We start from the raw sequence: 26723 nt of genomic DNA, 5'->3' as shown, positions 1-26723 counted from the left end.
TTTCATGTCCAATCCTGATCTGGGGGGCCTTCCATGAGCAAATGGGTGTATCGATTCGACGATCCCGTTCGTCCCAACAAAATGATTTTGGGCGGCAAAGGTGCCAACCTGATGGAAATGACCCAGGCCGGACTCCCAGTGCCGCCGGGGTTCACCTTGACCACCGAGTTGTGCCCGATTTATCGAGAGCGCCACGACCTGCCAGAGGCCGCGTTTCGTGAAGTCGAGGAGGCGATTGCGTGGCTTGAGCAGCGCACCGGCAAGACGTTTGGAGGGGCGGACAACCCACTCCTGGTTTCCGTCCGGTCGGGTGCGCCCATCTCCATGCCGGGGATGATGGATACCATTCTCAACCTGGGCCTCAATCCGGAGACAGTGGAAGGCTTGGCCCGGCGTACCCAGAACCGGCGGTTTGCCTTCGACTCGTACCGCCGCTTCATCCAGATGTTTGCCGACGTGGTGCTCGGTGTCCCCAACCATCGGTTTGAACAGCAACTGGAAGCTGCCCGGAGACGGGCACGGGTGCAGACAGACCAAGACCTCGACGAGCAGGCGTTGGCCGAGTTGGTCCAATCCTACCTGAACGTCGTCGAACGTGAAACAGGCCAGCCCTTTCCGCTGCATCCCCGCCAACAGCTGCGCCTGGCCATCTGCGCTGTGTACGCCTCGTGGGACAACGAGCGCGCGAAGGTGTATCGAAAGATAAACGGGATCCCCGACACCCTGGGCACCGCGGTCAACGTGCAGAGCATGGTGTTCGGCAACATGGGCGACGACTCTGGCACCGGCGTCGCGTTTACACGCAACCCATCCACCGGCGAGCCGGGCGTATTTGGCGAATACCTGATCAACGCCCAGGGCGAGGATGTTGTCGCCGGCATCCGCACGCCACAGCCGATTCACCGCTTGGCTGAACAAATGCCGGCCGTCTTCGACCAGTTCCTCAACGTTTGCAACCAGTTGGAGGCGCACTTTCAGGATGTGCAGGACATTGAGTTTACAGTGGAGCGCGGGCGCCTGTATCTGTTGCAGACCCGCTCGGCCAAGCGCACGCCCGAGGCGGCGGTCCGCATAGCCGTCGACCTCGCGGAGGAAGGGCGGATAGACCGCCGGACCGCGCTCAGCCGCATTCCTGCGGCCACGCTCGGCCAGCTTCTGCATACACGGATGGATCCGTCCGCACCCGTCACCGACCTGGCCAAGGGTCTGCCTGCGTCGCCCGGAGTCGCGAGCGGACGCATTGTCTTCACGGCAGATGATGCCGAGGCATGGGCGCACCGCGGCGAAAAAGTCATCCTCGTGCGCAGCGAGACCACCCCTGAAGACATCCACGGGATACTGGCCGCACAAGGCATTCTGACCAGCCGCGGCGGCATGACCAGCCATGCGGCCGTGGTCGCCCGGGGCATGGGCAAGCCGTGCGTATGCGGCTGCGACGCGCTGCGTGTGAACGAGCGCCAGCGGACGCTGGAAGTGGACGGCCGCGTTCTGGCCGAAGGCGACGTGTTGAGCATCGACGGCGCCAGCGGCCGGGTGCTGATGGGCGAAGTGCCGCGCGTCGCCCCCAAGCTCTCATCCCATTTCCAAAAATTGTTGGCCTGGGCGGACGAAACGCGCCGATTGGGCGTACGCGCCAACGCCGATACCCCGGAGGATGCGCTGCGAGCCCGCGAATTGGGGGCAGAGGGGATTGGGCTGTGTCGCACCGAGCACATGTTCATGCATCCAGAGCGGGTGCCGGTGGTGCAGGCGATGATTCTCGCATCCACCAAGGAAGAGCGGCAGCGCGCGCTGCTTGAGCTGCTGCCCATGCAGGAGGAGGATTTCTACGGCATCCTCAGAGCGATGGACGGGCTGCCGGTCACCATTCGTCTGCTCGATCCGCCCCTGCACGAGTTCCTCCCCAACCTGGAGCAACTCGTAGCCCGCCAGGCCGCCCTGCGCACGCGGCGCGAGACGGCTGACAAGCAGGAGTTGGCGGAGTTGGAGAAGGAATTGGCTGAAGTCGAGCGCATGCTGGCCCAGGTGCGCGCCCTGCACGAACTCAACCCGATGCTCGGCCATCGCGGCTGTCGGCTCGGCATCACCTTCCCGGAGGTGTACGAAATGCAGGTGCGCGCCATCTATCAGGCAGCGGCTCGACTGACACAGGAGGGACTGCGGCCGCGCCCGGAGGTGATGATCCCGCTGGTCGGCCACGTGGAGGAACTGCGCCGCCTCAAGCGCCTGGTGGTGGATACCGCGCGGGCGGTACAGGCGGAGACGGGCGTGGAGATGCCGGTCAGCGTCGGAACGATGATCGAGGTGCCGCGCGCCGCTCTGACCGCAGACCGGATCGCCGAAGAGGCGGAATTTTTCTCCTTCGGGACCAACGACCTGACGCAGACCACGTTTGGCTTCAGCCGCGACGATGCCGAGGGCAAATTCCTGCACCAGTACGTGGACGAGGGTATCCTCCCCCACAATCCGTTCGCCGTCCTGGATGACGAAGGCGTCGGGCAGTTGATCGCGATGGGAGTTGAACGCGGACGACGCACCAGAGCCGACCTGAAGACCGGTGTGTGCGGGGAACACGGGGGCGATCCGTCCTCCATCCGCTTCTGCCACGCCGCGGACCTGGACTATGTCAGCTGCTCCCCGTTCCGTGTGCCGGTGGCCCGACTGGCCGCCGCCCAGGCCGCACTTGCGTAAAGTGTGCAGCGGCCTGTGTATCCCCATCGATGCTCAAAGGCGCTCGGCGGCGGTTGCTGCCGGGCGCTGATGCCTGTCATTGACACCTTCGGCCGTACACATATACAATTTTTATGACGACTACCGATGGTATGCGCAGCCCAGGGCGTCCAGACGAGGCGGGTGTGAAAAGTGAGCAGCGGCAAACTGGCGGCCATCGACAAGACGATTGTCTTCACCGGCTTCATGGGGGCCGGCAAGACGACCCTTGGCCGCGAGGTCGCGCACCGATTGGGACGCACATTTGTCGATGTGGACGAGAAGATTGAACAAGATTTCGGCATGAGCATCCCCGACATCTTCAAGACGCACGGAGAAGCGGCTTTTCGCGCTCGTGAACGCGATTTGGTGTTCCGCCATTGCGAGGCGTCGCGTAGCGTTCTCTCCCTGGGCGGTGGAGCGTTTCTCCAAGAGGACATCCGTTCGGCCTGCCTGCGCAAGTGCATCGTCGTGTACCTCGACATAGACTGGCGGTTCTGGGTCAACGAGCGGTATCACCTTGTTGTCGACTCGCGGCCGTTGCTGCAGAAGCTTGAGATGGAGGAGATTCACCGATTGTTTCAGCGCCGCCGTGCTGCCTACCAAGCCTATCACACATGCCTGAAATTGGATTATCCCACGGCAGAGCAGGCGGTGGACCTGCTCCTAGAACTGATCTGCGAACAAATGCTCACCCAGGCATCCTAGCGCCTCTTTCTCCATGGTCTCCACTTAGTCTCATATAGCTGCGCATAGATACAACCAAATGGCTCGCCGAATGTTTGGATTCCCCAGGGAGGTCGATAGCATGTCCAGCTCAAGCCACGCGTCGCTAGCCCCCGTCCCCTCGTCACCACGCACGCGCGGCGCCAGCATGAAAGCGCTTGTGTCCATCGGTCTGGCGTGGGCGTTTGACGCCATGGACTTTTCGATTCTGACCTTTGTCCTCACCGACATCATGAAGGACTACGGCGTCGCGTTGACCTTGGCCGCCGGTGTTTCCTCTGCCACGACCTTCGCCCGTCTGGGTGGCGGATTGTTGGGGGGGCTGATGGGAGACGCCTGGGGACGAAAGGTCAGCTTGGTCCTCTCCATCGTGTGGTTCAGTGTGTTCGAATTCTTGACCGGATTTTCGCTGGGCTTTACCATCCTGTACATCGTTCGCATCCTATACGGCATTGGCATGGGCGCCATGTACGCCAACGGCACGCCGATGTTGATGGAGATGATGCCGGCCAAATGGCGCGGATTCGCCTCGGGGATCATGCAATCCGGATTCTCATTCGGTTACATTTTCGCCGCCGTCATCTACCGGGTTTGGTATGGTGATCTCGGGTGGCACGCGATATTTTGGATCGCCTGCATCCCGGCCCTCCTGGTCGCCATCTACATATGGGCGCAACTGCCCGAATCGTCGCGTTGGCAGGCAGAACGCAGGGACAGCAGCGTACGCGCGGTGCCGGTTTCCCATCTGTTTTCCGGAGGGCAGACTTGGAGCACCGTGCACGCCGCCCTCGTCGCCCTGGTGGCATTCGCCATCACGTTCCCTATCAACGTATTCTACGCAACTCTGCTCAAGACAGGGGGCCATTTCAGTCCTGAGGTGGTGGCGGATACCATTATTATCCTGAATGTCGCCGGCATTGTGGGCAACCTCGCGGGTGGATATGTATCAGACCTGATTGGTCGACGCTGGACCATTATCCTGTCCTCGCTCGGCACCATCGCCTGCTCTTTTGTCTTTCAGTCCATCGCGACCGATTGGGAACGAAACGTGTTTACTTTCCTGATTGGACTGTTTTCCATCGGAGGCGTGTGGGCGGCCATTCCGACCTACCTGGCCGAACATTTCCGGACGACAATCCGGTCGACCGGCCAAGGCACAACCTATCACTTCGGCGCCGCGGTCGGCGGCGCCCTCGTCCCGCTGGCGGTCTCGTCTATCGCTCCCGATGTCGGCGGCCTGGGGCACGCAATGACGTACGCGGTGGCCATCGCCTCGGCCGTGATGGTCATCCTGGTGCTCTTGTGGGGAGAATCGAAAGGGACCGAGTTGCGCTGACACCGAGCGGCCCCAGGCTTGACCGAGTCTCGTCGACAGCCCGGGGCCACTTTTGACTCCGTTCACATTCGGCATGCGGCGCTTGGGCCGGAGCGTCAATTCCTAATGGGACGACGTTAATAGTCCGTACAGATGCGGCCGCCGGTGCGCCCGGTAATTTAGCGCTGCATCCAGCTCCCCGCACTGGCGCACCTCGATATCGGCTATAAACACCCCTTCTTCGGACCGCGCGTCAACGAGCCAGCGGCCGAGGGGATCAACCACGCCTGATCCGCCGCAAAAATGGATACCACGCTCTTCGCCGAGGCGATTGCTGTAAATCACAAACAGGTTGTTCTCCATAGCCCGCGCGGTCGCGAATACGCGATGGAAATCGCTGTAGGGGTGCATGTTGTTGCTGGGACAGATGATGAAATTGGTCCGTTGCAGCCCGAGGATTCGCGCTGCCTCGGGAAATTCCAGGTCGTAGCATACAAGCAGCCCAACGCGCCCCCAGGGCGTATCCCACACCGGCATCGTGAGCCCGGCGGCAAACGTGGCCGGCTCCTCTCCGAACAGGTGCACCTTGGCATACGTGGCGACGACACCTTGTCCGTTAACGATGGAGACCGCGTTGTACAGAGACGGCTGGGAGCGGATGGGTTGACCGCCCACGTCGGCCGTCGGCCAATCCAAGTTGTCAGCGTGATACGACGGGTGGCCCACCACCACCCATACGCCGGCCTCGCCAGCCGCCCGGCGCACCTGGTCCAGCCAGTCCTGCACGTCATCCGGGCTGGGGCGGCCTGGCCACAATTCGGGTACATACCCGGTCACGTATAACTCCGGGAATACCACCCAGTCCGCACCGAGTCCGTCGCACCCGGCCTCGTGAACCCAGCGGCGCAGCGCAGCCAGATTGTCAGCCGGCCGGCCGGGCACCGGTGTTGCCTGTATCAGAGCCACCCGCACTCCAATCCCCCCTTGTGCCTGCTCGTCTCAACCGTCCATGGCGGTCAAATCATCCAATCGTATCTCCGGCGGCGCCATGCGGAACCCGCGCGTCAACACCGTGAGATAAATCAGCCCCACGCCCAGCCAAATGACGCCCAAAATCATCGCGTTGCGATCCAGATTCAGCCACAACCAGGCGTCGAAGCCAAAGCCAACCAGCGGTAGCAACCCGTACAGGACAACGCCCCATCCGCCGCGCAAACGCTGCTGGACATAGTAGTGAACTATCACCGCCAAGTTGACGAATGCGAACGCCGTGAAAGCGCCAAAATTGATGAACGAGGTCGACGTTTCGACGCTGAAAAACAGCGCTAGCAAACCAAAAATCCCAACCAATAAAATGTTCAGATCCGGCGTGCGAAAGCGCGGATGAATGCGGCCGAAGAAGCGGCGCGGCAACACCTTGTCGCGGCCCATCGCGTACAGCAAGCGGGCGGCGCTGGCCTGGGCGGAAATGCCGGAGGAAAGCTGCGCGATGATGAGCCCCGCCGTGAACACGGCCGTGAACAGGTTGCCGCCAATCTGCCGGGCAATCTCGACCGCCCCCGCGTCGGCGTTCGCGAAGTGGGTGTAATCCGGGTACACCAGCTGCGTAAAGTACGTCGCGGCGATGAAAATCACTCCGCCTATCAGGACAATCAGCATGATGGCGCGCGGCACCGTGCGCTCCGGACGGATCGTCTCCTCAGTCATGGTGGTGACGGCATCGAAACCGAGAAATGAATAGCAGGCAATGCTGGCGCCCGCCATGACGAAGCCAAACGGGACGTCTGGATTCACGAAAGGCTGCGCCGACAGAAGGCGCCCCGCTCCCATGCCGTGCGCAACATCCCGGATGCTGAGGGCCAGAAAAATCGCAATCACCAAAAACTGGAACATCATCAAAAGCAGGTTGACGTTGGTGCTGACGCGGATGCCGACCACATTGATGAGGGTCGTGACGAGTATGAACAACACAATCCAAACCCACGTCGGAACGCCGGGCAGCACGGCGTTCAAATAGACACCACCAATTAACCAGATGACCATCGGCAGGAAGAAGTAATCCAGCAGGGTTACCCAGCCGATGATAAAACCCAGGTGTGAACCCATGGTCCTCCGCACGTACGTGTACGCAGATCCAGAAACCGGATACGCCCTCGCCATTCGCCCGTAGCTGTATGCGGTAAACAGCATGGCAATCGAGGCGATGATATAGGCCGTGACCGCCAACCCGTGCGTGGTCTGGTCCATGACGCCGAAGGTGCCGAAAACAATCATAGGGGCCATGTAGGCCAATCCGAATAACACCAGTGGATAGAGGGTCAGCGTGCGCCGCAACCCGTGCTCCATCTAGGCATCTCCTCCTTTAGCCATGCAGCGCCTGGACCGCGCCGAGAATGGCTCGCTTTAGGCGGTCAAGTCCGTCCACAAGCTCGTCGTCCTGGATGACAAGCGGACTCAACATGCGAATGACGTTGTTGTAAACCCCCGCCTTGATGGTCAGCAACCGCTCCTCCAAACAGCGGCGCGAGATCTCCGCCACCAGTTCTGGATAAGGGGCCTTGTCGGCTCCACGGACAAACTCGACAGCGACCATGGCGCCTTGTCCGCGCACCTCGCCGATGTACGGAACTTCCCTCTGCAGCTCCCGCAGGCGGGCCATGCTGATTTCGCCAATCCTGCGAGCCCGTGCGGGCAAGTCGTCGCGCTCCATGATTTCAATCACCTTGAGCGCAGCCGCAGCTGCCACTGGATTGCCGCCATACGTCCCGCCGAGGCCGCCGACCTCTGTCGAATCGAGGATCTCCGCGCGACCTACGACGGCGGAGATGGGCAGTCCCGCGCCCATCGACTTGGCCATCGTGATGACGTCCGGATTGAGCCCGGGATAGTGCTCCGTGGCAAACAGCCGGCCCGTGCGGGCAAATCCGGTCTGCACCTCGTCGACGATGAAGACGATGCCATGCTCACGGCACAAGCGGCGCAGCTCGTACAGGAAAGCGGCCGGCGGAACGATAAACCCGCCCTCGCCCTGCACAGGCTCGAGAATGACCGCCGCGACATTGTTGGCGTCGACGTACATGTCAAAAGCGCGTTTGACCATAGCCACACTCTCGTCGACAAACTCCTGCTCGCTCTGCCCCTCCGGACGGCGGTACGGATTGGGATAGGGCAAGCGATAGACTTCCGGAACAAACGGACCAAAGCCAGCTTTGTACGGGTGCACCTTGCTCGTCAGCGCCAAGGTGAGGTTGGTGCGTCCGTGGAACGCCTGTTCAAACGCAATGACGGCCGACCGGCCGGTGTAGCTGCGGGCCACCTTGACCGCATTCTCCACGGCCTCGGCGCCGCTGTTGAGCAACAGCGCTTTCTTCGGCCCGGCAATCGGAGTGATTTCGCACAGCTTCTTGGCCAGATCCAGGTAAGGTTGGTTGAGGGTCACATGCACGCACGTGTGAAACAGTTTGGCAGCCTGCTCCTGCACCACCCGCACGACCTCCGGGTGCGCGCTGCCAATGTTCAGGCAGCCAATGCCTCCGGCGAAATCCAAGTACTCATTGCCAGCGTCATCCCACATGCGGGCGCCCTCACCGCGGACGATGCAAACCGGGTTCTGCACGCTCACGCCGTTGGGGATGTAGCGACGGTACGAGGCCTCGGCAGGGGCGTCGGTCTTGACAGGGGTTGATCCGGATACACTCACGATGCATTCCTCCTAAGTAGCCTAAGTATCCTATCTTTCGTACCTCTTGGTGAATGCAAAAATCGTGCCAACGTTGCAGAGAATCTCACACAGTGAGGAGGTCGGCCTGGAACCAGGGGAGAAGAGCCACAAGCGATGCCAAGATCTCGCCCAAGCCGCCTGCTGTCGCCGGGGACGGAGCGCCGTCGCTGGCGACCACACGCAGGCAACCAGCTTGCTTTTGCTGCAGAAATGGTTCATATTGTGATGCAAGTATGCATTGCGTGGGAAGATGCGCATCAGCGGATTCTCTCTTTATGTAAGGAAAAATCCTATAGAATGAGGAGGCGATGCGGATGGAGTCGGCAGCCCTGTTGTCGGTGCTCGATACACCGCTGCTGTGGGTGACGCAGGAACACGTGGAATGGGCCAATCCGGCCGCCAATGCCCTGTTTGCGTCCGCGCCGACAGGGCGGCCTTGGCAGGAAATCACGGAAAAACTTCCCGACGGCTACACGTACCGGCTGCATCCACTGACGGCGACCACGCAGGCTGGCATGCTGATGGAGTGCATCCCAAAAGCCAGCGACGAACTCTGGCGTGAAGTTCAGCGCCTGGCCGGGGAAAACCGGGAATTGGAACAGATTCTTGATGCTTGTCTGGACGAGGTATTCGTCACCGATGCCGATGGACGCACGGTTCGCGTCAATGAGGCGGCCGCGCAGATGTACGGCATGCCCCGAGAACAACTGATTGGCCAATCTGTCTACGAGCTCGAGCAAGCTGGCGTCTTCTACCCGTCTGTCACCTCGATGGTGTTGCGGGAAAAAAAGCGGGTGTCGGTGCTTCAGACCACCCGATCCGGGAGACGGTTGATGGCCTCGGCCAATCCGGTCTTCGACGCAGACGGGAACATCACGCAGGTGGTGACGAGCGCCAAGGACGTGACCGAATTGGATTTGACCCCATGGATACCGAACACGGCCCAGCAGCAAGATGCGCAGGGCGCTGCGCCGGTATCCGCAACCACGCTGGTGGCCGAGAGCCCGCGCATGCAATCCGTGTTAAAAACCGCCGCCCGTGCGGCCGCCACCGACGTGACGGTGCTGATATTGGGCGAAACGGGCGTCGGGAAAAATCGGTTGGCTGAATACATTCACGCCCACAGCCGACGCAGCGGCCAACCGTTTGTGCGTGTCAACTGCGCGTCGATTCCCGAGAACCTGTTGGAAAGTGAGTTGTTTGGCTACGAGCCGGGCGCCTTCACGGGCGCCGGCCGGCGCGGCAAACCCGGGTTGGTCGAGATGGCGGACGGGGGCACACTGTTTCTGGACGAGATTGCGGAATTACCGCCCGCTGTACAGTCCAAGTTGTTGGAGTTTGTACAGGAACAGAGCTTCACCCGTGTCGGTGGTGTGCGCCAAGCCCGGGTCAACACGCGGATTGTCGCGGCGACCAACCGCAACCTCAGAAACATGGTCGACCAGGGAACGTTTCGCGCTGATCTGTATTACCGGTTGAACGTGCTGCCGATTGCGATACCACCGCTGCGCGAACGTCGCGAGGACGCATCGCTGTTGTTCCGGGAAGCCGTGGACAGATACGCCCGCCGCTTTGGCATATCGCCCATGACGGTGACCCAGGAGGCGTTGCGCTGGATTGAATCCTTGCCCTGGCCGGGCAATATCCGCCAGCTGGAGAACGTCGCCCAGCGAGTCGTCCTGTTGTCGGACTCATCTGTCATCACGCCACACGCGGTGCGCCAGGCCATGGAGGAGCCGACATGGGAGGCCGGCGCCCAGCGGGAGATGGCGCCCCCTCCGGGTGCAAGCGTGAGGCAGCCTGCGCGACTCCCGCCGGGCCAGACCCTCAAGGAACTGCTGGAAGAATACGAACGGCACATTTTGGAACAGGTGTCATCGTCCCATGCTTCCACCTACGCCATGGCCAAGGCGCTCGGCATCAGCCAATCCAGCGTCGTGCGCAAACTCCAGCGGTACGGCATGGCCAGGTGAGCCCGACCTGAGACCCGGTGGCAAAGTGAATACAACACGGGGCCCGGCCAACCGGCGCTTGGCCTTGTGTTCCCCGTGTCGCCGTACCTGGCGTCTGTTATCATGTCTCCAGATGCGCCAGCAGCCACAAGCCCCAATGCGCTGGGGAAAGGAGGGGATACACTGTGAACTCCCTTGGGATCCGTACGCTCGCGGCCTTGCTGACCCTGACCTCCGGCTGTGTCGACGCCATCAGCTTCCTCTCGTTGGGCCAGGTGTTCACCGCCGCTATGACTGGCAACACAGTATTGCTCGGCCTGGCTGTGGCGCACGCGCCGGGACTGGCGGCAATGCGCTACGTCGCAGCGCTTGGAGGGTTTATCGTGGGAGCGGCCCTGGGCGCGTGGATTTTGCGCAACCGGACCGCATCCGCCCGCCGCGTGGACGCCCCGCTCTCCGCCGTCCTTGCGTGTGAATGGGCGGCGTTGCTGGCGTTTCTCGTCCTCGCCACATATGGACGGAACCAGATTGCCAACCTGGACTTGTACTTAATTGTCGCCTTGTCGATGGCCATGGGGCTGCAGGGCACAGGTGCCCGCCGCATCGGCATTCCCGGCGTGACCACCGTGGTCATCACCAGCACCCTGCTCGGCCTGGTGGAAACGGTGGTGTGGCAGTGGCGGAGTTGGATCCAACGGGGCAACACGAATCCGGAACAGCGCAGTGCTGCGCGCGCCAGTCTCCAATCGATACGGACATGGATGACAGTCATCGTCCTTTACGGGATCGGCGCGCTGGTCTGTGGGCTGTGCGTGCGCCATTTTGGCTTGCAAGCCGTTTGCCTGCCGATTGTCACTGTCTTCGCCGTCGTGATTGCGTCCTGCCGCTCGTGGATGCGCGTGAGATCGAGGCGCAACACGCGCGTCACCTTGTGAACCTGTGGCCCTCCCTTTTTGGCAGCGGACACCACAGCCCCATCAACGGGAACCCGTCCCCGCCTGAGCGGGGACGGACGCTTGGCGTTTCGGCAATGACGGCCTGCACTCAACCGCCGCTGTGTACCACTGGCATCTTGAATTGCTGCAAAGTGTACGAAGCGCTCGGCTTGCCGACAATCAGCTTGCCGCTGCTCTGATTGTAGACTTCCAGCTGCCCGGACGAGTTTTTCACGGCGAAATCCCCTCGATGCAGCGTCACGGAACCGGCCGATCCGGTCAGATTCAAGGTGTATCCCTGCGCCGGAATGACCTGATAGACATTGTTCAGCTGCACTTCGGTCGAGGGCACCCAGCCGTAGCCCACGACGTGGTACCAGAGGGTCACGAATTGTTTGATTCCGTCCTCCATACCGTCGGTCATAAACTGGGCCATCTCATCGATATGGTATGTTTTCCCCTTTTGCAAGGCCGTACCGGTGGCCGGGAACAGCTTCGCCCAGGTGGCATCGTCGCACACGCCGGTTTGCGGGAGACCATGTGACGCCTGAAACTGTTTTAGGGCGCTGGTGGTCTTGGGCCCAAACTCTCCGTCAACCTGGCCGCAGGAATAACCAAGATCATTGAGTCTTTGCTGCAGTTTTTTCACCGACGGATAAGAAACCGAGGAACTCGTCTGGGATAAGGTACCGTACAAGAACGAGCCGGCCGCGTCGTCACTCAGCGATGAAAAGACAGGCAGAGAGCTGTACGGCGAGTTGGGCGCAACTTGTGCCACCGAATCGGTGCTCACTCTGTACACCGGTTCCGTGCTCGACGCGGGCGCCGGTGGATTGTTGGATGGCTGATACTGCACATAATCGCTGGCCGATCCGCCCGTCTCCGACACATATTCACCCATGATGGCGCCAATGCTGTCAGCCCAGGTCGAACTGGTGGCATAGTTGGCGTTCATCCCGACCAGCGTGGGCGAATCATGATAGTTGGACGCTCCTGGCGTCAGGTAATTCTGGCGCACCTCCCACGCCTCAAACAGGATGGCGTATTCGCTGGACGGGAACGTGCCGCCGAAGCCATAGGCGTCCCTGTCGTACGCCCCGTAGCCAAACCAGTTGTTTTTGTTCATCGCCAGCGAACTGGCCCCCCAACCGGTTTCTAGCGCCGCGTGCGCCAACAGGTACGTCGCATCGGTGCCGTACTTGTTTTGCGCCTCGATGAAGTATGTACCCAGTCCCTCCATGTTGCCGGGGTGGTACGAGGCAATCCATTGATTAATTTGGCTTGCCGTCACAGACTTGGGGGCCGAATAGCGCAAATCCACATTGGTGTACGGATTGGACGTCGTGACTTTCACGTTGAACAGCGCCGACCACGTCGCCGGTCCAACTTGTCCGTCAACCGTCAATTTGTTCGCTTTCTGAAACGCCTTGACGGCGCTCTCCGTCTTAGGACCAAAATCCCCATCGACCGTACCACAGGAGTACCCGAGTTGGTTCAGCCTCTGCTGGACTTCCTTGACCGCCGTTCCCTGGGATCCGACCTTTAGGACGGTCCCTGGGTAGGCCGGTCCTTGGCTCGACGAACTGGACCCGGATGAGCTAGAACCGGACGAGCTAGAGCCGGACGACTTCGATCCGGACGAGCCAGAACCAGACGAACTAGATCCAGACGAAGTGGAGCCCGATGAACCGGAACCTGACGATCCGGACGAAGAACCTGTCGTTACGCTGGTTGGCGGCGTCCCGCCGCGCGAAGCGATGCTTCCCAACGCGGATTTCAGAGCGGCCCAGGTCTTTGGCCCTACAATTCCGTCCACACTGAGCCCCTTGGCTTTCTGGAACTTTTTAACAGCCGACAACGTCTTCGAACCAAACACACCGTCCACCGTGCCGCATGAATACCCCAATTGATTCAGCGCGGTTTGCAGCGTTTTGACAGCGGACCCAGTAGAGCCCTCGCGCAGAGTGGGGGTTGAGGAGATGGTGACGGTGGACGATTTGCTCGCTGACTGGGAAGAGGAAGACTTCCCGGAGGTCCCGCTTGAGGATTTTGCCCCCGTCAGGGCAGCCCAGGTCTTGGGTCCTACTATGCCATCGACAGTCAGGTGGTTTGCCTTTTGGAATTTCTTCACGGCAGCCAACGTCTTCGGGCCAAAAATGCCATCCGCCTTGCCACAGCTGTAACCCAGCGCGTTGAGCCGGTTTTGCAGGTACACGACGGTGGAACCATGGGAGCCTATGCTGACGGTCGGGTAACTCGCCGCAAACGCCACCATAGGGGCCTCTCCGACAACCCCGGTGGTTGTAACCGCACCCATTCCGGCCAGAGCCAACACGGCGGCATAGGTCCGTTTCTTCAACAGTGCGCTCGCCTCCTTGCAACTCAGACAACCCTATGTGACTGTCTGGAAATCATAGTAGTTCCGACAGGTGCCAATGAAAACAGCTGCCCTCTCGGATACAAGATGACTTCGACAAGAAGCCTCGATTTCCTACAACATCCACTTGACTTTCGGCATTTTTCTACTTTCGCTTCGGCGTCGCGACCAAAGCCGAGCGCGCAAGCAGCCGGATTGCGCGTGCATAGAAAGCAGATTCATAACCTTGTGTCGGGTGATTACAGGGAGAGTGAAGTGAATGCACAAGAAGGCTGGTAGAACATGAGGCGATTTAACCAGGGAATCCTACCCATACCCCAAACCCAAAACCGCCTCCTGACAGGCATACACCGCCTGGCAGCTAAACTGCCGGACAACACGGCAGGCAGCCACTCGGCGGCTGCCGTTGTACAGCTGCGTCAGCGCGGCCGCCTACCCGACAGGTCAACGAATCCGCCGTGCGGTCCTGCCCGGTTCCGTGTGGGCGGGCCGCGCCGGCCCGTGCACCGGGTTGCGCAGTGTGCCAATTTCGTCCACCGAGATCTCCACAACATCACCGGGCGCCAGGGTGAATTCGTCCGGCGGAACGATGCCGGTGCCGGTCATCAACACGGTTCCGTCGAGAATCGGATTGTCACGCAACAGATAAGCAATCAACTCGTCGACGCCCCGGTGCAGCTGGTTGACCGCGATCTCCCCCGAGAACACACGGGCCCCCTCGCGGTGAATGGTCATACGCACCCGCCAATCGTGGGGCCGCTCCCTGCCTGTGTTCCACAGCAGGACGGGCCCGAGCGCGCAGCTGTTGGCGAACACCTTGGCCTGCGGCAGGTAGAGCGGGTTTTCCCCTTCAATGTCACGCGAACTCAAGTCGTTGCCAATGGTCCACCCGATAACCTCGCCGCGCTCGCCCACCACCACCGACAACTCGGGCTCCGGCACCATCCAGTGTGAGTCCGAACGCAGCGACAGGGGCTGCGTGGGTGCGACTAGGCGCCGATAGGTGGCTTTGAAAAACAACTCCGGCCGTTCAGCGACATACACGCGGTCATAGACACTGTCCTGAAGCTGAGTTTCCGCATTGCGGGCGTCCCGGCTCCGTTCGTAGGTGACCCCACTCGCCCACACCTCTGGGCAAGCCACTGGTGGCAGCAGACGACCGCACCGCTCCAAATCGGCAAACGACAGCGCAGGGCCGTGCTGCAGGCGGTTGGCGGCAGACTCCAGCCTCACCCCCAACACCGTGAGCGCACGCCACATATCAACCGGGCAGGTCCACCCGGGAATCTGCCGAGTGATGCTGTAGACGTCGTCCCCCTCCAGCAGGCCCAGGTGAACGCGGCCATCGGACGGATCGAGATAGCGAAGTGTACGGATCATGTGGATGGCCCCCTATCCTGCATTGCCGTGCGTAGTACGGCGGCAACATATCAATACCCTCGTTCCAGGTCCACCCCGGTCGGCAGCGGCCGCCCCTCGCGATAGGCACGGTAGTTGTCCAGGATGATTGGCACCAACCGCCGGTCGTGATGTGGCGTCCAGCCTCCGTTGTGAGGAGAGATGAGGACCTGGTCCATCGCCCAGAGCGGACTCTCGGGAGGGAGCGGCTCCTCGTGAAACACATCCAGTGCCGCGCCGGCAATCTGGCCGGACTGCAGGGCTTCGACAAGCGCCTCCTCGTCCACCACGTCGCCGCGGGCGAAGTTGAGAAACACCGCCGATGGCTTCATCCGCCCGAAACGCGCCCTGTCAAACAGGTGACGCGTCGCCTCCGTCAAGGGCGTGAGCACCAACACATAGTCGCTTGCCTCCAGTGCCGCATCCAATTGCTCGAATCCCACGACGCTATCGTGATCAGGCAGGGATTCGGGGGTGCGTTTCACCCCAATGACGCGCAGGTCAAACGCCTTCGCCTTGCGCGCCACCTCGCGTCCGATGGTGCCAGAGCCGACGATACACAAGGTTTTGTCCGTCAGCTCGCTGAGCGGATAGACACGCTCCCATTTCCGCTCACGCTGGTTTCGCCAATTCGCGTGCAGTCCGCGCGAGAAAGCAATCATCATGCCCAGCGCCTGCTCCGCAATCGGCTTGCCATGGATCCCGCGTGAATTCGATAATTGAATGCCGCGCTCGCGCAAAAGGGCAAACGGAGCCCGCTCCACCCCCGCCGAAACGGAGTGAATCCAACGCACTTGGGCGCAGTGGTTGATAAGTTCCGCCGTGATGGCCCCGCCTGGGCAGACGAGCATCTCCGCCTCTCGCAGGGCTAGTACGTAACCCCCATCCCCCCGCAAGGGGCCGAATACGACGCGGTCATGGACCCCGGCGACCAAGGCGGCGTTGTCCTCCTCCCGCATCCGATGAGCAAAATACAACACACCACATCCCTCCTAGGGTTGGGTACAATGGCGTCGATTCGAGCCGGTGACCGCCTTGTCCGCACTTCGACTATTAACCACTATTATAAATATAAACCATAGCGCCATTCGAAAGAGACAGTCGCAAAAGGCTAACGAGTTGGATTAGCGAGATGCGACAATCCAGATGTCAACCAAACGCGGTGTGGACGACCATTTGCCGCGAATCTCCGATACAAAATGACAGGAATCGGGCCAGCCATGTCGAATGATTGTCCTCGTACGTTATGGACCGATGTCTTGTAGAGTTAGAATGTCATGAGAGGCTTTGGCCAAACGGAATTGCATGTTGCGGACCGTGCGGGGATCAAAGGAATTACAAAAAACCCCTTCCGAATGACCCCCATGAAGGTTTACACTTTACGAGAACATTTCGGTCCCGATGCAGGGAAAATCGAAGAAGCCAATCTACACAATTTGGCACCAGGGAGGTTATCATGGCGCGCACGGAACAAAAGAGGCATCTGTATGAAGTTGACCTGATGCGTGCGTTCATCATGTTGAGTGTGATCTCCGTACATACATTGGCGCGGTTCATTGAAATGGAGCCCCAACAAGCGGCAACGCCTCTATTGATACTGGGGGCCGTCATCACGCCTTTACATTTCACTCGCGAGGCCTTCATGTTCATCACAGGTCTGGTGCTGTTTATCACTTACTATCGGCGTGACTTTAGCACATTGAAGTTCTGGCGTAAACGATTCTCCTTGATTGCAATCCCCTACCTCTTCTGGAACATTATCTACATCGTATTCGGCGGTATCACCCAGGGGACATATGATTGGTCTCTCGGTTCAATGATCCGAGTCTTGGCGCATTCGCTCGAGGTTGGAAATCAGTTCTACCTGTACTATGTGCTTGTAACGATGCAGCTGTATGTCGTGTTTCCAGTTCTGCTGTATGGGCTTCGGAAACTGGAACGCTGGCATACACACATCTTCATTGCAAGCTTTATATTGGAATTAGGTTTGATGTACTTAACGAAATTTGTATTGTCACATCTGGATCCGTCCAGTTTGCCGGGGATCTTGTCTCACTTGGATATACATCGACAGGCATTTTTATTGACTTACCAATTCTGGTTTATCGCTGGTGGCGTCGTAGCCTGCCATTACGACCGGATAATGTCGTTCATGGATACGCATGCACGCATGTTGTGGACGACGCTCGGGGTGGCGGTTGTCATCGTGGTTGCGCACTACTTCGTTGATCAATTGGTTCTCATGGAGGGAAGCAGTTTATCCGAAACCGTACTGCAGCCCATCATGGTTCCATTTAGTCTCATCGTGATAGCGTGCATGGGGTATGCCGGGTTTCAATGGGCTAAGCGGCGTGAATTGCCGGCCTGGCGGCCGTTCAGTCGTTTCATCAAAACTGCCTCGGATACGTCCTTCGGCATCTTTTTGATTCAACCGTTTCCGTTGTACGTCATGGAAACGACCGTCCAGCATCTTCAAGTGCCAAGCTGGGTGCATTTTAGCTTGATACCTGTCTCGGTCCTGTTTGTTTACTTTTCTTCTATGCTGGTAGCCTATGGAATAGGAAAGGTTCCAGGTCTCGCGTACTGCGTTGGACGCAAAGTGAACATCCGAATGGTTCAATCCACGTCAGCAACTGCCTGACATCTGCATACTGCGTCCATCCTACTTGTTTCGACTCCAGGATTACGTAGATGAGGGCTACGTGGAGATCACAAACCTTGAGGCAGCAGTGAACAGCAAGAAAGGAATCATTCATGAGCCCGCACAAGAGGATTCGGCAGAGCAAGCGTCCAGTTCGTCATGCAATCCAAACTATCACGGTGATCACGCTGTGCATCGTCATGTTCGTTGCTGGTTGGAAATTTCGAGACTACGCGATACACTGGTCCAATCGTATGCATGCGGCTCCGTCTCAATATGCGGTTCAGCATTCTAACCCAGCGAAGCAGACGGAAATAAAGCTCAACACCACACTCAGCACAGAAACAGTCGATGTATTTGGTGGCTCCATGGCGCATGGTTGGTTAGATCCGCATTCTGACTCATACGTTAGGCGGGCCTTCTCCGCACGAAGCATGAGTACCGACACAAATTACAAATATGTCGACCATACAATCGTTGGAGAAACGCCCGTCATGATGCAGGAAAGCGGCAAGTTTCAACTGTGGTTGAAGAAAGACCGTCCTCAGATTGTGGTTTTAGCCTGGGGACTTTTGAATTCAATTGCGAGCAAGCACAAAACGACGGTCACCCAATTTGGAGACGCCATCCGCGACGAAATCGCGGATGCCTTGGCAGTCCATGCCGTTGTGCTCATCGTAACGCCACCCGTCGTGCAGGCTTCTGCCACAGTGGAGCACGAGAAACAAGAGGTATTTATCAAGAAATTATTCAGTGTCGCGGACTCATTCAACAATAAGAACGTAGTGATTCTGGATGTGTATCATCAAATGGAAGCCTACATGCAGGCCCACCATCAAACCTATCATATGTATTATGGAAACAGCTGGCACCCCAATCAGGCTGGTCATGAACTCGCCGGTACACTTCTGGAAAATGACCTGGTTCTGAAATTTGGATTGGGCCCCATTCGGTTTCGTTCCTGAATGGCGATCCACGGGTCCTTTAGGTGGAACGAATCTGACCGTCCATGCTCTCTTGGTACCCCCATGTACGCCCATACATCTTCCGCCGATGCGGAAAACAAAGGCGCCACAGGCCCGGGAAATGATGTCCGCGGCGCCGAAACCCTACTTTGACAATTGCCGATGAAGGCCAGTTGACGGCAGCGATCCGGAGACTGCGAAGTGGGCAACCGCCGCTGAACCGCCAGCTGAAACCAATGGAAGAGTTCAAGCCCGATTGGCAAAATGGCGTTCAAACTCAACGACCGCGCGTTTCGCGCATGCTTCGTCCTGTTCCCCCGTACCACCGGACACCCCAATTCCACCCACTAGATATTCCTCTACATACAGGGGCAATCCGCCCGCAAAGATGGTCAACCGCGGTGTGTGTACGATGCCGTGCAGGAGTGCCGGGTTTTTCTCAATGCGCGCGTACCACTGCTGGGTGGGAATACCAAAAGCGCTGGCGGTGTAGGCCTTGTTCTGGGCAATCTCGCTGCTTAACAGCGGCGCCCCGTCCATGCGGATGAACCCGCGCAAGTTGCCGCCGTCGTCCATGACCGCGACATTGACCGCGATACCCATCGCTTCCGCCTCGTCACACGCTGCCTGCAGCATCTTCATGACCACCGCCCGGGTGATGACCGGTTTCATCTCGTACGCTTTCACCGCTCCATCCGCTCCTCGTTCTCGTCAGTTTTGACTCCCTACAATCGTAACACGAAGCACGCGCTTTCACCGCTATAGATTCGCATGATTGCGGAAACTCCCCCTTTTGCATTCAGCAAGGCCATACGTGGCCTGCGTCTCTGTCATCAACAGGCAGTCCCTTCACAAGCACGCGACGCAGCTTTAATCCAACAACACCGGCCTGCCGCTTGCGGCCGACCGGTTGCACGCGGCGGTCGCCCGCTGCGTCAGAAAAGCGTCTTTGTATGTGGACAAGAGTCGACTGGGGTCACCACTGCGAACAGCGTCCAGGAATGCGATATCCTCGCTGAGATAGGGATTCTCCTGATTGCGGTAGATGACCGTTTGCGCAGTCGTGCGCTCGGTCAGACCGTCCCCGCGAATCTCCAGAATCGCATCCCGGGTGAGGATATCGAGGCCCACCGTATAGCCCTGATTCAACAGACAGGTATTCGATATCGTGCCAACAGCTCCGTTTTCAAAGCGGAGGGTAATGCAGCCCACGTCCGGAACCGTCACCCCTTCCACGATGTCCTGCATGCCCCGCTGCGCGAAGACGGAGTAGACCTCGCGCACATTTCCCATCAGGTAGCGGGCGAGATCGACAATGTGGGTGGTCTGCTCCACGAATTGTCCGCCCGACTGGTCCATTCGCCGCCACCATGAAACCATAGGCATGCCGCCCAGCCAGTACCCCTGCACCATCGCCGGAATACGCCCAGCCAGACGCTCCTTGGCGCGCTGTGCAGCCTGGGAATAGCGCCAGTGGTACCCGACGGCCACAATCGACCGGCTCGATTCGATAGTTTCCAGAATCCTGCGGGCCGGCTCTTCGCCTATCGAGATCGGCTTCTCGACAAACATGGGCAAGCCGCGCTCCAACACCGAAAACTCAATCTCCCCATGCGCAAACGGAGGCACACAGACGTACACGGCGTCGAGGGCCGCCTGCTCCAGCATCTCCTGCATGTCGGAGTACGCGGCACATTCGTACCTGCGGGCCATTTCCTGCAGACGCCCGGGATTCACGTCATACATAGCCGCCACCTGCGCACCGTCCGTCGCAGCAATGTTGCGCAGATGCACCTCGGCGATACCGCCGACGCCGATAAAACCGATACGCAGAGTCATGGCAACCTCTCCTTTCTCTCATTCGTTGGGCAGCAGGGATTGCATGAAACGGAGACTCTGCCCCAGCGCCTCTCCATCGCCCGCAGGAACACCACATTCAAGCGACATCCAACCGCCGTAGGCAATCTCGGACAATGCAGCAAACACCGCCGCAAAATCGGTGTGCCCCATCCCGGGCAAAAGGCGGTTGGAATCCGCCAGGTGGACGTATCCAAGCCACGGCTTTGCGCCGCGCAGAGCATCTAGAATGGAAGCTTCTTCGATGTTCATGTGGAAGACATCCGCCAAGACCGTCATGTGAGGTGAAGCCACGCGTTGGCATAGTTGAACAGCCTGCTCTATACGGCGCACGAAGTGGGTCTCATAGCGATTGAGCGGCTCGAGAATCAACTGGGTGCCCTGGGTGCCCGCGTATTCGGCGAGTTCGCCCAACTGTTCTACCAGGAGTTCCTCTTCAAGTTGTTCGGAGGTTCTCCAGGGACTGAGGTCCGGGAGGCGCGGCGGTCCGAATATCGGTACAAGAATTAACCCTTGCGCCCGCACTTCGGCGGCCAGCGAGAGCAAGGTACGAATCTGGTCGCGCGCCTGGGCGCGCTCCGCTTTGTCAGGAAACAAAAGGCCAAATTTGTAGCCACCGCAGACACACGTTGCAGACACCCCGGAATTCTCCAACGCCCGGCGGATCTCGCCCACGCGCCCAGCGAGACCGTCTCCCCGCAGTTCCACGCCGTCATAACCTAAAGATTGCAGATTGTCCACCTTCTCTTGAAACGTGCTGCCGGGAACTAAGTTTTCCTGCGCAGCGAGCCTCATCGGCGCACCTCCTTATGGGCAAAGACCCACAGAACCTGCCTGGTGGGTCACGGCTATTGTATATGAAAGCGGATTCACTTAGAATATAAAATAAACTGTCCGACATAGGAAAAAATGAAAGGGCGGAGAGGTTTACAAATGGGTGATCGAAATCACCTGGTAACCTCTGAATGGGAGCAACGTCTCCCGCTGCACATTCAATCGGTAGGAATTCGACCTCATCAAGAATCGGTCGTTCGCGAACACGGCTTCTTCTGTTACCACTGGCTGCACACGATTGAGGGAGTTGGAGAATTTACACTTTGCGGCAAGACTGTTCGCATGCCCGCAAACAGAGGGATTCTCCTTGGTCCCGGCACACCGCACAGTTATCAAGCGGTGACCCCCAACTGGAGCACCTGGTTTCTCACCTTCGACGGCGCGTTGTCCCACGCCATAGTCTCGACTATCGGAGTGCCAACCGGCATACTGTTGAGCTGGGAGCCCGACTCGCCGCTGGCATCCATCCACGAACACTTTGACACAAACTGCCAACCCGGCTACGATTTTGCCGGCCTAACAGGCAGCGTGGAGGTCTACGCGTTCTTGATTCACCTGCGCAAGTACGCGTGGACTAGCGGACAGTCCCCGTTCTCCAAGTGGCATCAGAAACTGATGCCGGTTTTGATTGCGTTGGAGACAGAATACGCGAACCCCGACATTGGACTCTCTTGGATGTCCCAATTGCTGGGTATGAGTCCGCAGCGCATCAACACACTGTTCAAGCACGTGTTTGGCGTGAGTGCGTACCAATACGTGCTGCAGCTGCGAATTGTAAAATCGAAAGAGTTGCTGTTGTCCACCACAGACGCCTCCATTCAACAGATTGCTGGACGCGTCGGCTTCTATGACGCGAGCCACTTTATTTCCACCTTTCGCCGCTACGAAGGACTCACGCCGGAACAGTACCGGCGACACTACCTGGGCTGAGAGGGGGATAGGCGTTCCCATCCGCCCCCTTGAAGCTGCCGGCGCGGCTCTCTACAATAATGGGGTCTGTGTGATCTTCCACAGAGCGCCAGGTCGCGTGTGGTGCGGCCGTACACAGAGGAGGGAGAGGCGTGACGACTACGAAGCCGAATGATCAGGTCATCGGAGCCGCATCGGCGCTAAGCGCCTACCTGCTTTGGGGAATCCTACCCATCTATTGGAAATGGTTGTCGGGTGCCACGCCGGAGGAGATCCTGGCCCACCGCATTCTCTGGTCTTTCGTCTTCATGATGCTACTGTTGTTGGTGACGCGCAGCCTCACAAATCTAACCGCCGACGTGCGGCAATTGATAGCCATGCCGCGGAAGGCGCTGCTCATCGTCGGCGCATCTGTGCTGATTACGGTGAATTGGTACACATTCATCTGGGCAGTCAACCACGGACATGTGATTGAGTCCAGTCTGGGGTATTATATCAACCCACTCGTCAGTGTATTGCTGGGCGTGATATTTCTCAAAGAGAAGCTGTCCATGTGGCAAATTGTCTCTGTGCTGGTGGCCTTTTTGGGCGTTCTGCTGTTGACCTTGCACACGGGAACCTTTCCGTGGGTCTCGCTGGTGCTCGCCGTATCCTTCGGGGTCTACGGCCTGTTCAAGAAGACAGTGCACCTTGGAGCCATGACCGGTCTGGCCATTGAAACGTCCATCATGACCCCCGTGGCCGTAATCTTCCTGGCCTGTTTTTACACCGTCGGCGGGCATGCGTTACCGCTCCACGACGCGCGTCTTACGTGGCTTCTGTTGGTATCAGGCGCCGTAACGGCGGTGCCGTTGCTCCTGTTCGCGGGTGGGGCCAATCGCATCCCTCTGTCGCTTGTGGGGTTCTTGCAGTACATCGCTCCGACCATCATGCTCATCCTCGGGACACTCCTGTACCATGAACCGTTCAACCAGCAGGACCTGATGGCGTTCATTCTCATCTGGGTCTCGCTGGCATTGTTCACGGTTGCCCGCACGCGGCCGTTTGCCTGGATGGAACAAAAGTTGTATCGGGGGATCACCCTGCACCACTGAGACCGGTTGAACAGCTCGGCATAGTCTTCGCGGCATTGGAGATCACCGTACGCAGCTAGGGATGCCATGCAAGCGCAGGAAAAATCCTCCACTCGCGCTGGCATCCCTGCACGGCGACCTTTAGTTCCCCATACGGAGACGAACGGATCAAGTCAGCGATACAACTGTCCCTGATACACGACAAAGCCAAACGGGTGGTGCGTCTCGTCGATGACCGCGTCACCCGGATTGCCGGCGCTCGGGTACGCTTCATTCCGTGGAATGTACCGGCCTTGCAGCTCAATGGTCTGACCCGGTTCCAAATTGGGAATGGGGCCCGACAGCCCCAGTTCATCGCCATAGCGGATCGCCGCAAACGCGGCATCGTCCACATCCCACTGCGTACCGTTCCACACCTTCAGAACCTGAATGCCGTCCAACAGGAGGTGATGGTGGTAAGCGCCGTCCCGTTGAACATCGGGCTCGACCCGCTGTATGACCGCCTGAACGCGCACGATGAACTCGCGGGGATGGTGCGGTGATAACGCACCCTCCATCCCGCGCACAGGTATCGGAGTCGGCTGCGGCGGTTGCACCTGCGCTCTTGCGGGCACACTGGCCAAATACGAGATGAGTTTGGCCGCATCAAACGATCCAAACCCGGTGCACGCATCCCACCCGGCAACAGCGTCGTACCCTTCGACCCCGTTGAACGAGTTGTTGCCCGCGATGATGTCGCGATACCCGATCTTTGACGCGTCCTCGTAAAGGATATCGGCCAATCCGGACAGCGGCGGCAGCCCCTGCTGTTCACGCGCTTGGTTGGCCAAGGCCAACACCGCCGCGAACACCGGGCAGGACACAGACGTCCCGCCCACCACCACCGTCTGCCCCTGAAAGACGATTTGATAGCCGGTCGCCGGATCGGCATTGCAGGCAATGTCGGGAATCCCGCGACCACTGCCGGAGATGCCACTTTGGTAATCCGGCTTCGCGAACACGGAACTGAATCCGCCGCCACTCGCCCCGCCATTGTCGGGTCCGTTGTATGTCCACGCACTTTCCGATCCGTCCGGCTGCAGGGACGTCCCTCCGACGGCTATTGCCATGGGCACGCTGGCCGGCGCATCCGCGTGGCGTGTCTTGGGGCCACTCGTGTCATGAAGACCGTACGCGCCCTGATCGCCCGACGCGATGCACACCGTGACCCCTTGTGCATCCAATTGCGCGATAAGATCAGCCCACTGCCGGATGTCGTCCGCATTGAAGGAAATCTCGCCGTCACCGTATGAGATCGACAGAACGGACGGCTGATGCTGCTTGTCGTTGAGAATGTATTGCAAGGTGCGCGTCATGGCCTTGGCAAAATCGTCATACGTGTTGCCCGCATCCGCCTCATACACAAGGATGCGGGCACCCGGGGCGATGGCCCCCGCCCATTGCAGGTCCAGCGTTGCCTCTTCATCATCGGGGCTCCGTCCTCCGTCGTTGGGTGTGCCATCGGCGGAAACAAACGCGACCTGGGGGGCGGAAATGCCGTGCAGGCGCCAAAACTGCTGGGCGTCACGCAGGTTGTAGCCGTTGGAGAACTCCAGGATCCCAATGGTCTGGCCCTGACCATCCAAGCTGTCCGGAATGTTGTACAGCCGCCTGATGTCCTCTGGGTAAAAGCCTTGTCCACCGTTCGGAACCACCATACCGGTTGGGTACAGGACTCTACGAATCATCATGATTTTCCGAACCTCCTTTTCAGGCTACCCCCCTTGTCCCTAGTGTACGTAGAACCGCCCCGCGCCGAAAGGAATAAATATCCATATGGTCTGCCGCCCGGCTGTAACGGCGAGTTTGTATCATGAGGGTCACTGTCATTGGTGCATCTGGTATGAAATCGACGGCAAGAGAGCATAGCAGCTGGGTGAAGGCACAAACCCCAAGCTCAATACTCGGGGTTTGTGTGTGGGGTGCTCGTTCATGAAGAGGGGATCAAACAGTCTCCTGGGCATTTCCCACTCCTTTTGCAATCGGATGATCCGTACGCACTTCAAGGAAGCGTGAGAGAATGGCACTCACGATATAGAGAATAGCGAACGCCCATGCAATCCCCGCCACTCCAACTCGATTGTTTAACAGACCGACTACTGCCGGACCCACGAACGTGCTCAAGCCAGCACCAAGGTTGAGTATCGACATGGCAAAGCCTTTATTTTCTGGCTCTAGAGAAGGCATGATGGCAGACAACGGCACAAACGCCGCCAAAGTAATCCCGAAGAGACAGGACACCAACACCGCCATTCCATAATTATGCCCCGCATGCAGAGGACCGTAATAAAATAGAAGGGAGGTCGCGGCGCAGCCAATGCAGCCGAACCATTGTACAACTCGTCGCCAACCCAGTTTGTCCCCGACAGCGCCCCATATGAAGTTGAAGATCATGTTTGTGATGGACATATCCCCCCAGATCTGCAGCCACTGGGAAGTAGTGAAGTGTAAAGAATTCGTGAAGAAAATCGGTAGAATGACGACGAACCCATATTGCGCCGATGTGTTGATAGTACGGACTACACCACCGACGGCAACTTTCGGATTCTTGCCGAGAATCGTGATGCCGCCCAACAAATCGCGCAAAGCATGGCCCCCCGCCTCACCATCTCGATTTGCTCTTGATTGTGTGGTAGACCGGTCTCCAATGAGGAAGATGGCCAACAGTCCTCCGACCACTATCCATGCCAATGCGCTCCATAGAGTTCCCATGTACCCCAGAAAGGGAATGGTAAAGCTAGGATAGTATGCACCGATGAATCCCAGTCCTCCCGCGAATGCAAACCAGAACCACCCCATTGCCGCCCCGAGGCTTCCCTTATCCGAAACGTAGGATATCCAAACGATGAACGAGAACGAAAATAAAGGAAATCCGAATCCGCGAAGTCCGTACATCACAAGCATCATGGGATAATTTCTCGACTCAAGACCAAGTACGAGAAAGCCAACATCAAACAAGACCCAGACCAGAAACCCCACCAGCATGGTTATCCTAGGTCCCCAAAGCTCGACCAACACACCAGAAAACCATGACGCGACGGCAATCACAATGCCGTATACACTAAACACCAGTGCAGCTTGGTCAACCGAGAAACCTAGCTGCACAATATATTTTGACAGAAATGCCTGCTCTACTCCGTCACCGACCATGAATAAAAAGACGGCAAGAAATCCCCACGCCAAGCTGACTGGCATTCCAAACACCTGTTTGGTTTCGCCAACTGTTCGCATTAAATTTCTCTCCTTCCGAAATAATGTTCCACTTTTGAAAC

Annotated in this window: 20 protein-coding genes; 9 read left to right on the top strand and 11 right to left on the bottom strand. The window is 58.7% G+C overall.

Features of this window, described 5'->3' with window-relative positions; translation table 11 throughout:
• Nucleotides 1–33 precede the first annotated feature (33 nt).
• From ppdK to AK2_RS08470, 3 genes are all read left to right on the top strand, one after another.
• Nucleotides 34–2691, top strand: coding sequence for a pyruvate, phosphate dikinase (gene ppdK, locus AK2_RS08480; protein WP_067933330.1), 2658 nt, complete (start codon nt 34–36; stop codon nt 2689–2691).
• A gap of 171 nt (nt 2692–2862) precedes the next feature.
• The gene (locus AK2_RS08475; RefSeq protein ID WP_067933328.1) at nt 2863–3417 is read left to right on the top strand and encodes a shikimate kinase; all 555 of its coding nucleotides are present in this window, start codon (nt 2863–2865) and stop codon (nt 3415–3417) included.
• A 100-nt stretch (nt 3418–3517) separates the two neighbouring features.
• Nucleotides 3518–4771, top strand: coding sequence for an MFS transporter (locus AK2_RS08470; protein ID WP_067933326.1), 1254 nt, complete (start codon nt 3518–3520; stop codon nt 4769–4771).
• Nucleotides 4772–4873: 102 nt separating this feature from the next.
• Here AK2_RS08470 and AK2_RS08465 read toward each other — a convergent pair whose 3' ends face one another.
• The 3 genes from AK2_RS08465 to gabT are packed head-to-tail and all read right to left on the bottom strand — an operon-like array spanning nt 4874 to nt 8450.
• Nucleotides 4874–5722: a carbon-nitrogen hydrolase family protein gene (locus tag AK2_RS08465; RefSeq protein WP_067933325.1), complete on the bottom strand. Its 849-nt coding sequence runs from the start codon at nt 5720–5722 to the stop codon at nt 4874–4876.
• A 27-nt stretch (nt 5723–5749) separates the two neighbouring features.
• Complete coding sequence (locus tag AK2_RS08460; RefSeq protein ID WP_067933323.1) at nt 5750–7096, bottom strand: APC family permease; 1347 nt, start codon at nt 7094–7096, stop codon at nt 5750–5752.
• A gap of 16 nt (nt 7097–7112) precedes the next feature.
• A complete protein-coding gene (gene gabT / locus AK2_RS08455; protein WP_067933322.1) occupies nt 7113–8450 on the bottom strand; it encodes a 4-aminobutyrate--2-oxoglutarate transaminase in 1338 nt (445 codons plus the stop codon).
• Nucleotides 8451–8785: 335 nt separating this feature from the next.
• On the opposite strand from gabT, the gene AK2_RS08450 reads away from it, so the two are divergent.
• Together AK2_RS08450 and AK2_RS08445 are read left to right on the top strand one after the other, a co-directional pair.
• Nucleotides 8786–10444, top strand: a complete 1659-nt coding sequence (locus tag AK2_RS08450) for a sigma-54 interaction domain-containing protein (RefSeq protein ID WP_067933320.1) — start codon at nt 8786–8788, stop codon at nt 10442–10444.
• A gap of 164 nt (nt 10445–10608) precedes the next feature.
• On the top strand, nt 10609–11358 hold the full coding sequence (locus tag AK2_RS08445) for a YoaK family protein (RefSeq protein WP_067933318.1): 750 nt from the start codon (nt 10609–10611) through the stop codon (nt 11356–11358).
• Between the two features lie 109 nt (nt 11359–11467).
• On the opposite strand, the gene AK2_RS17285 is transcribed toward AK2_RS08445, so the two are convergent.
• The 3 genes from AK2_RS17285 to AK2_RS08430 form a co-directional block, all read right to left on the bottom strand.
• On the bottom strand, nt 11468–13717 hold the full coding sequence (locus AK2_RS17285; protein WP_067933316.1) for a peptidoglycan-binding protein: 2250 nt from the start codon (nt 13715–13717) through the stop codon (nt 11468–11470).
• A 462-nt stretch (nt 13718–14179) separates the two neighbouring features.
• Nucleotides 14180–15115 (bottom strand): fumarylacetoacetate hydrolase family protein, encoded by a 936-nt coding sequence (locus tag AK2_RS08435; protein ID WP_067933311.1) that lies wholly within the window; start codon nt 15113–15115, stop codon nt 14180–14182.
• 50 nt (nt 15116–15165) lie between these two features.
• On the bottom strand, nt 15166–16113 hold the full coding sequence (locus tag AK2_RS08430) for a D-2-hydroxyacid dehydrogenase (protein ID WP_067933310.1): 948 nt from the start codon (nt 16111–16113) through the stop codon (nt 15166–15168).
• Between the two features lie 476 nt (nt 16114–16589).
• On the opposite strand from AK2_RS08430, the gene AK2_RS08425 reads away from it, so the two are divergent.
• Both AK2_RS08425 and AK2_RS16450 read left to right on the top strand, forming a co-directional pair.
• Nucleotides 16590–17774, top strand: a complete 1185-nt coding sequence (locus AK2_RS08425; RefSeq protein WP_067933309.1) for an acyltransferase — start codon at nt 16590–16592, stop codon at nt 17772–17774.
• 113 nt (nt 17775–17887) lie between these two features.
• Nucleotides 17888–18739 (top strand): SGNH/GDSL hydrolase family protein, encoded by an 852-nt coding sequence (locus tag AK2_RS16450; protein ID WP_083520994.1) that lies wholly within the window; start codon nt 17888–17890, stop codon nt 18737–18739.
• Nucleotides 18740–18985: 246 nt separating this feature from the next.
• Here AK2_RS16450 and AK2_RS08415 read toward each other — a convergent pair whose 3' ends face one another.
• The 3 genes from AK2_RS08415 to AK2_RS08405 form a co-directional block, all read right to left on the bottom strand.
• Entirely contained in the window at nt 18986–19426 is a 441-nt protein-coding gene (locus tag AK2_RS08415) for a GlcG/HbpS family heme-binding protein (RefSeq protein WP_369406127.1), read from the bottom strand.
• 183 nt (nt 19427–19609) lie between these two features.
• Nucleotides 19610–20578 (bottom strand): Gfo/Idh/MocA family protein, encoded by a 969-nt coding sequence (locus AK2_RS08410; RefSeq protein ID WP_067933305.1) that lies wholly within the window; start codon nt 20576–20578, stop codon nt 19610–19612.
• An 18-nt stretch (nt 20579–20596) separates the two neighbouring features.
• Nucleotides 20597–21391, bottom strand: coding sequence for a sugar phosphate isomerase/epimerase family protein (locus AK2_RS08405; RefSeq protein ID WP_067933303.1), 795 nt, complete (start codon nt 21389–21391; stop codon nt 20597–20599).
• A gap of 138 nt (nt 21392–21529) precedes the next feature.
• Here AK2_RS08405 and AK2_RS08400 point away from each other — a divergent pair, with 138 nt between their 5' ends.
• Both AK2_RS08400 and rarD read left to right on the top strand, forming a co-directional pair.
• On the top strand, nt 21530–22360 hold the full coding sequence (locus tag AK2_RS08400; RefSeq protein ID WP_067933301.1) for an AraC family transcriptional regulator: 831 nt from the start codon (nt 21530–21532) through the stop codon (nt 22358–22360).
• 131 nt (nt 22361–22491) lie between these two features.
• Entirely contained in the window at nt 22492–23433 is a 942-nt protein-coding gene (gene rarD, locus AK2_RS08395) for an EamA family transporter RarD (RefSeq protein ID WP_067933300.1), read from the top strand.
• Nucleotides 23434–23585: 152 nt separating this feature from the next.
• Here the strand turns inward: rarD and AK2_RS08390 are convergent, their stop codons facing one another.
• Nucleotides 23586–25142: a S53 family peptidase gene (locus AK2_RS08390; protein ID WP_067933299.1), complete on the bottom strand. Its 1557-nt coding sequence runs from the start codon at nt 25140–25142 to the stop codon at nt 23586–23588.
• 253 nt (nt 25143–25395) lie between these two features.
• A complete protein-coding gene (locus tag AK2_RS08385) occupies nt 25396–26682 on the bottom strand; it encodes an MFS transporter (RefSeq protein WP_067933297.1) in 1287 nt (428 codons plus the stop codon).
• Nucleotides 26683–26723 lie beyond the last annotated feature (41 nt).

The sequence above is a fragment of the Alicyclobacillus kakegawensis NBRC 103104 genome (genome assembly GCF_001552655.1).
Classification (GTDB): domain Bacteria; phylum Bacillota; class Bacilli; order Alicyclobacillales; family Alicyclobacillaceae; genus Alicyclobacillus_G; species Alicyclobacillus_G kakegawensis.
This window is presented reverse-complemented; position numbering and strand designations above follow the sequence as displayed.

What these genes read in the sequence shown, in the direction of transcription:
- ppdK (WP_067933330.1), top strand. Translation starts at nt 34, where the DNA reads ATGAGCAAATGGGTGTATCGATTCGACGATCCCGTTCGTCCCAACAAA.
- AK2_RS08470 (WP_067933326.1), top strand. Translation starts at nt 3,518, where the DNA reads ATGTCCAGCTCAAGCCACGCGTCGCTAGCCCCCGTCCCCTCGTCACCA.
- AK2_RS08460 (WP_067933323.1), bottom strand. Translation starts at nt 7,096, where the DNA reads ATGGAGCACGGGTTGCGGCGCACGCTGACCCTCTATCCACTGGTGTTA.
- AK2_RS08450 (WP_067933320.1), top strand. Translation starts at nt 8,786, where the DNA reads ATGGAGTCGGCAGCCCTGTTGTCGGTGCTCGATACACCGCTGCTGTGG.
- AK2_RS08435 (WP_067933311.1), bottom strand. Translation starts at nt 15,115, where the DNA reads ATGATCCGTACACTTCGCTATCTCGATCCGTCCGATGGCCGCGTTCAC.
- AK2_RS08425 (WP_067933309.1), top strand. Translation starts at nt 16,590, where the DNA reads ATGGCGCGCACGGAACAAAAGAGGCATCTGTATGAAGTTGACCTGATG.
- AK2_RS16450 (WP_083520994.1), top strand. Translation starts at nt 17,888, where the DNA reads ATGAGCCCGCACAAGAGGATTCGGCAGAGCAAGCGTCCAGTTCGTCAT.
- AK2_RS08410 (WP_067933305.1), bottom strand. Translation starts at nt 20,578, where the DNA reads ATGACTCTGCGTATCGGTTTTATCGGCGTCGGCGGTATCGCCGAGGTG.
- AK2_RS08405 (WP_067933303.1), bottom strand. Translation starts at nt 21,391, where the DNA reads ATGAGGCTCGCTGCGCAGGAAAACTTAGTTCCCGGCAGCACGTTTCAA.
- AK2_RS08400 (WP_067933301.1), top strand. Translation starts at nt 21,530, where the DNA reads ATGGGTGATCGAAATCACCTGGTAACCTCTGAATGGGAGCAACGTCTC.
- AK2_RS08390 (WP_067933299.1), bottom strand. Translation starts at nt 25,142, where the DNA reads ATGATGATTCGTAGAGTCCTGTACCCAACCGGTATGGTGGTTCCGAAC.
- AK2_RS08385 (WP_067933297.1), bottom strand. Translation starts at nt 26,682, where the DNA reads ATGCGAACAGTTGGCGAAACCAAACAGGTGTTTGGAATGCCAGTCAGC.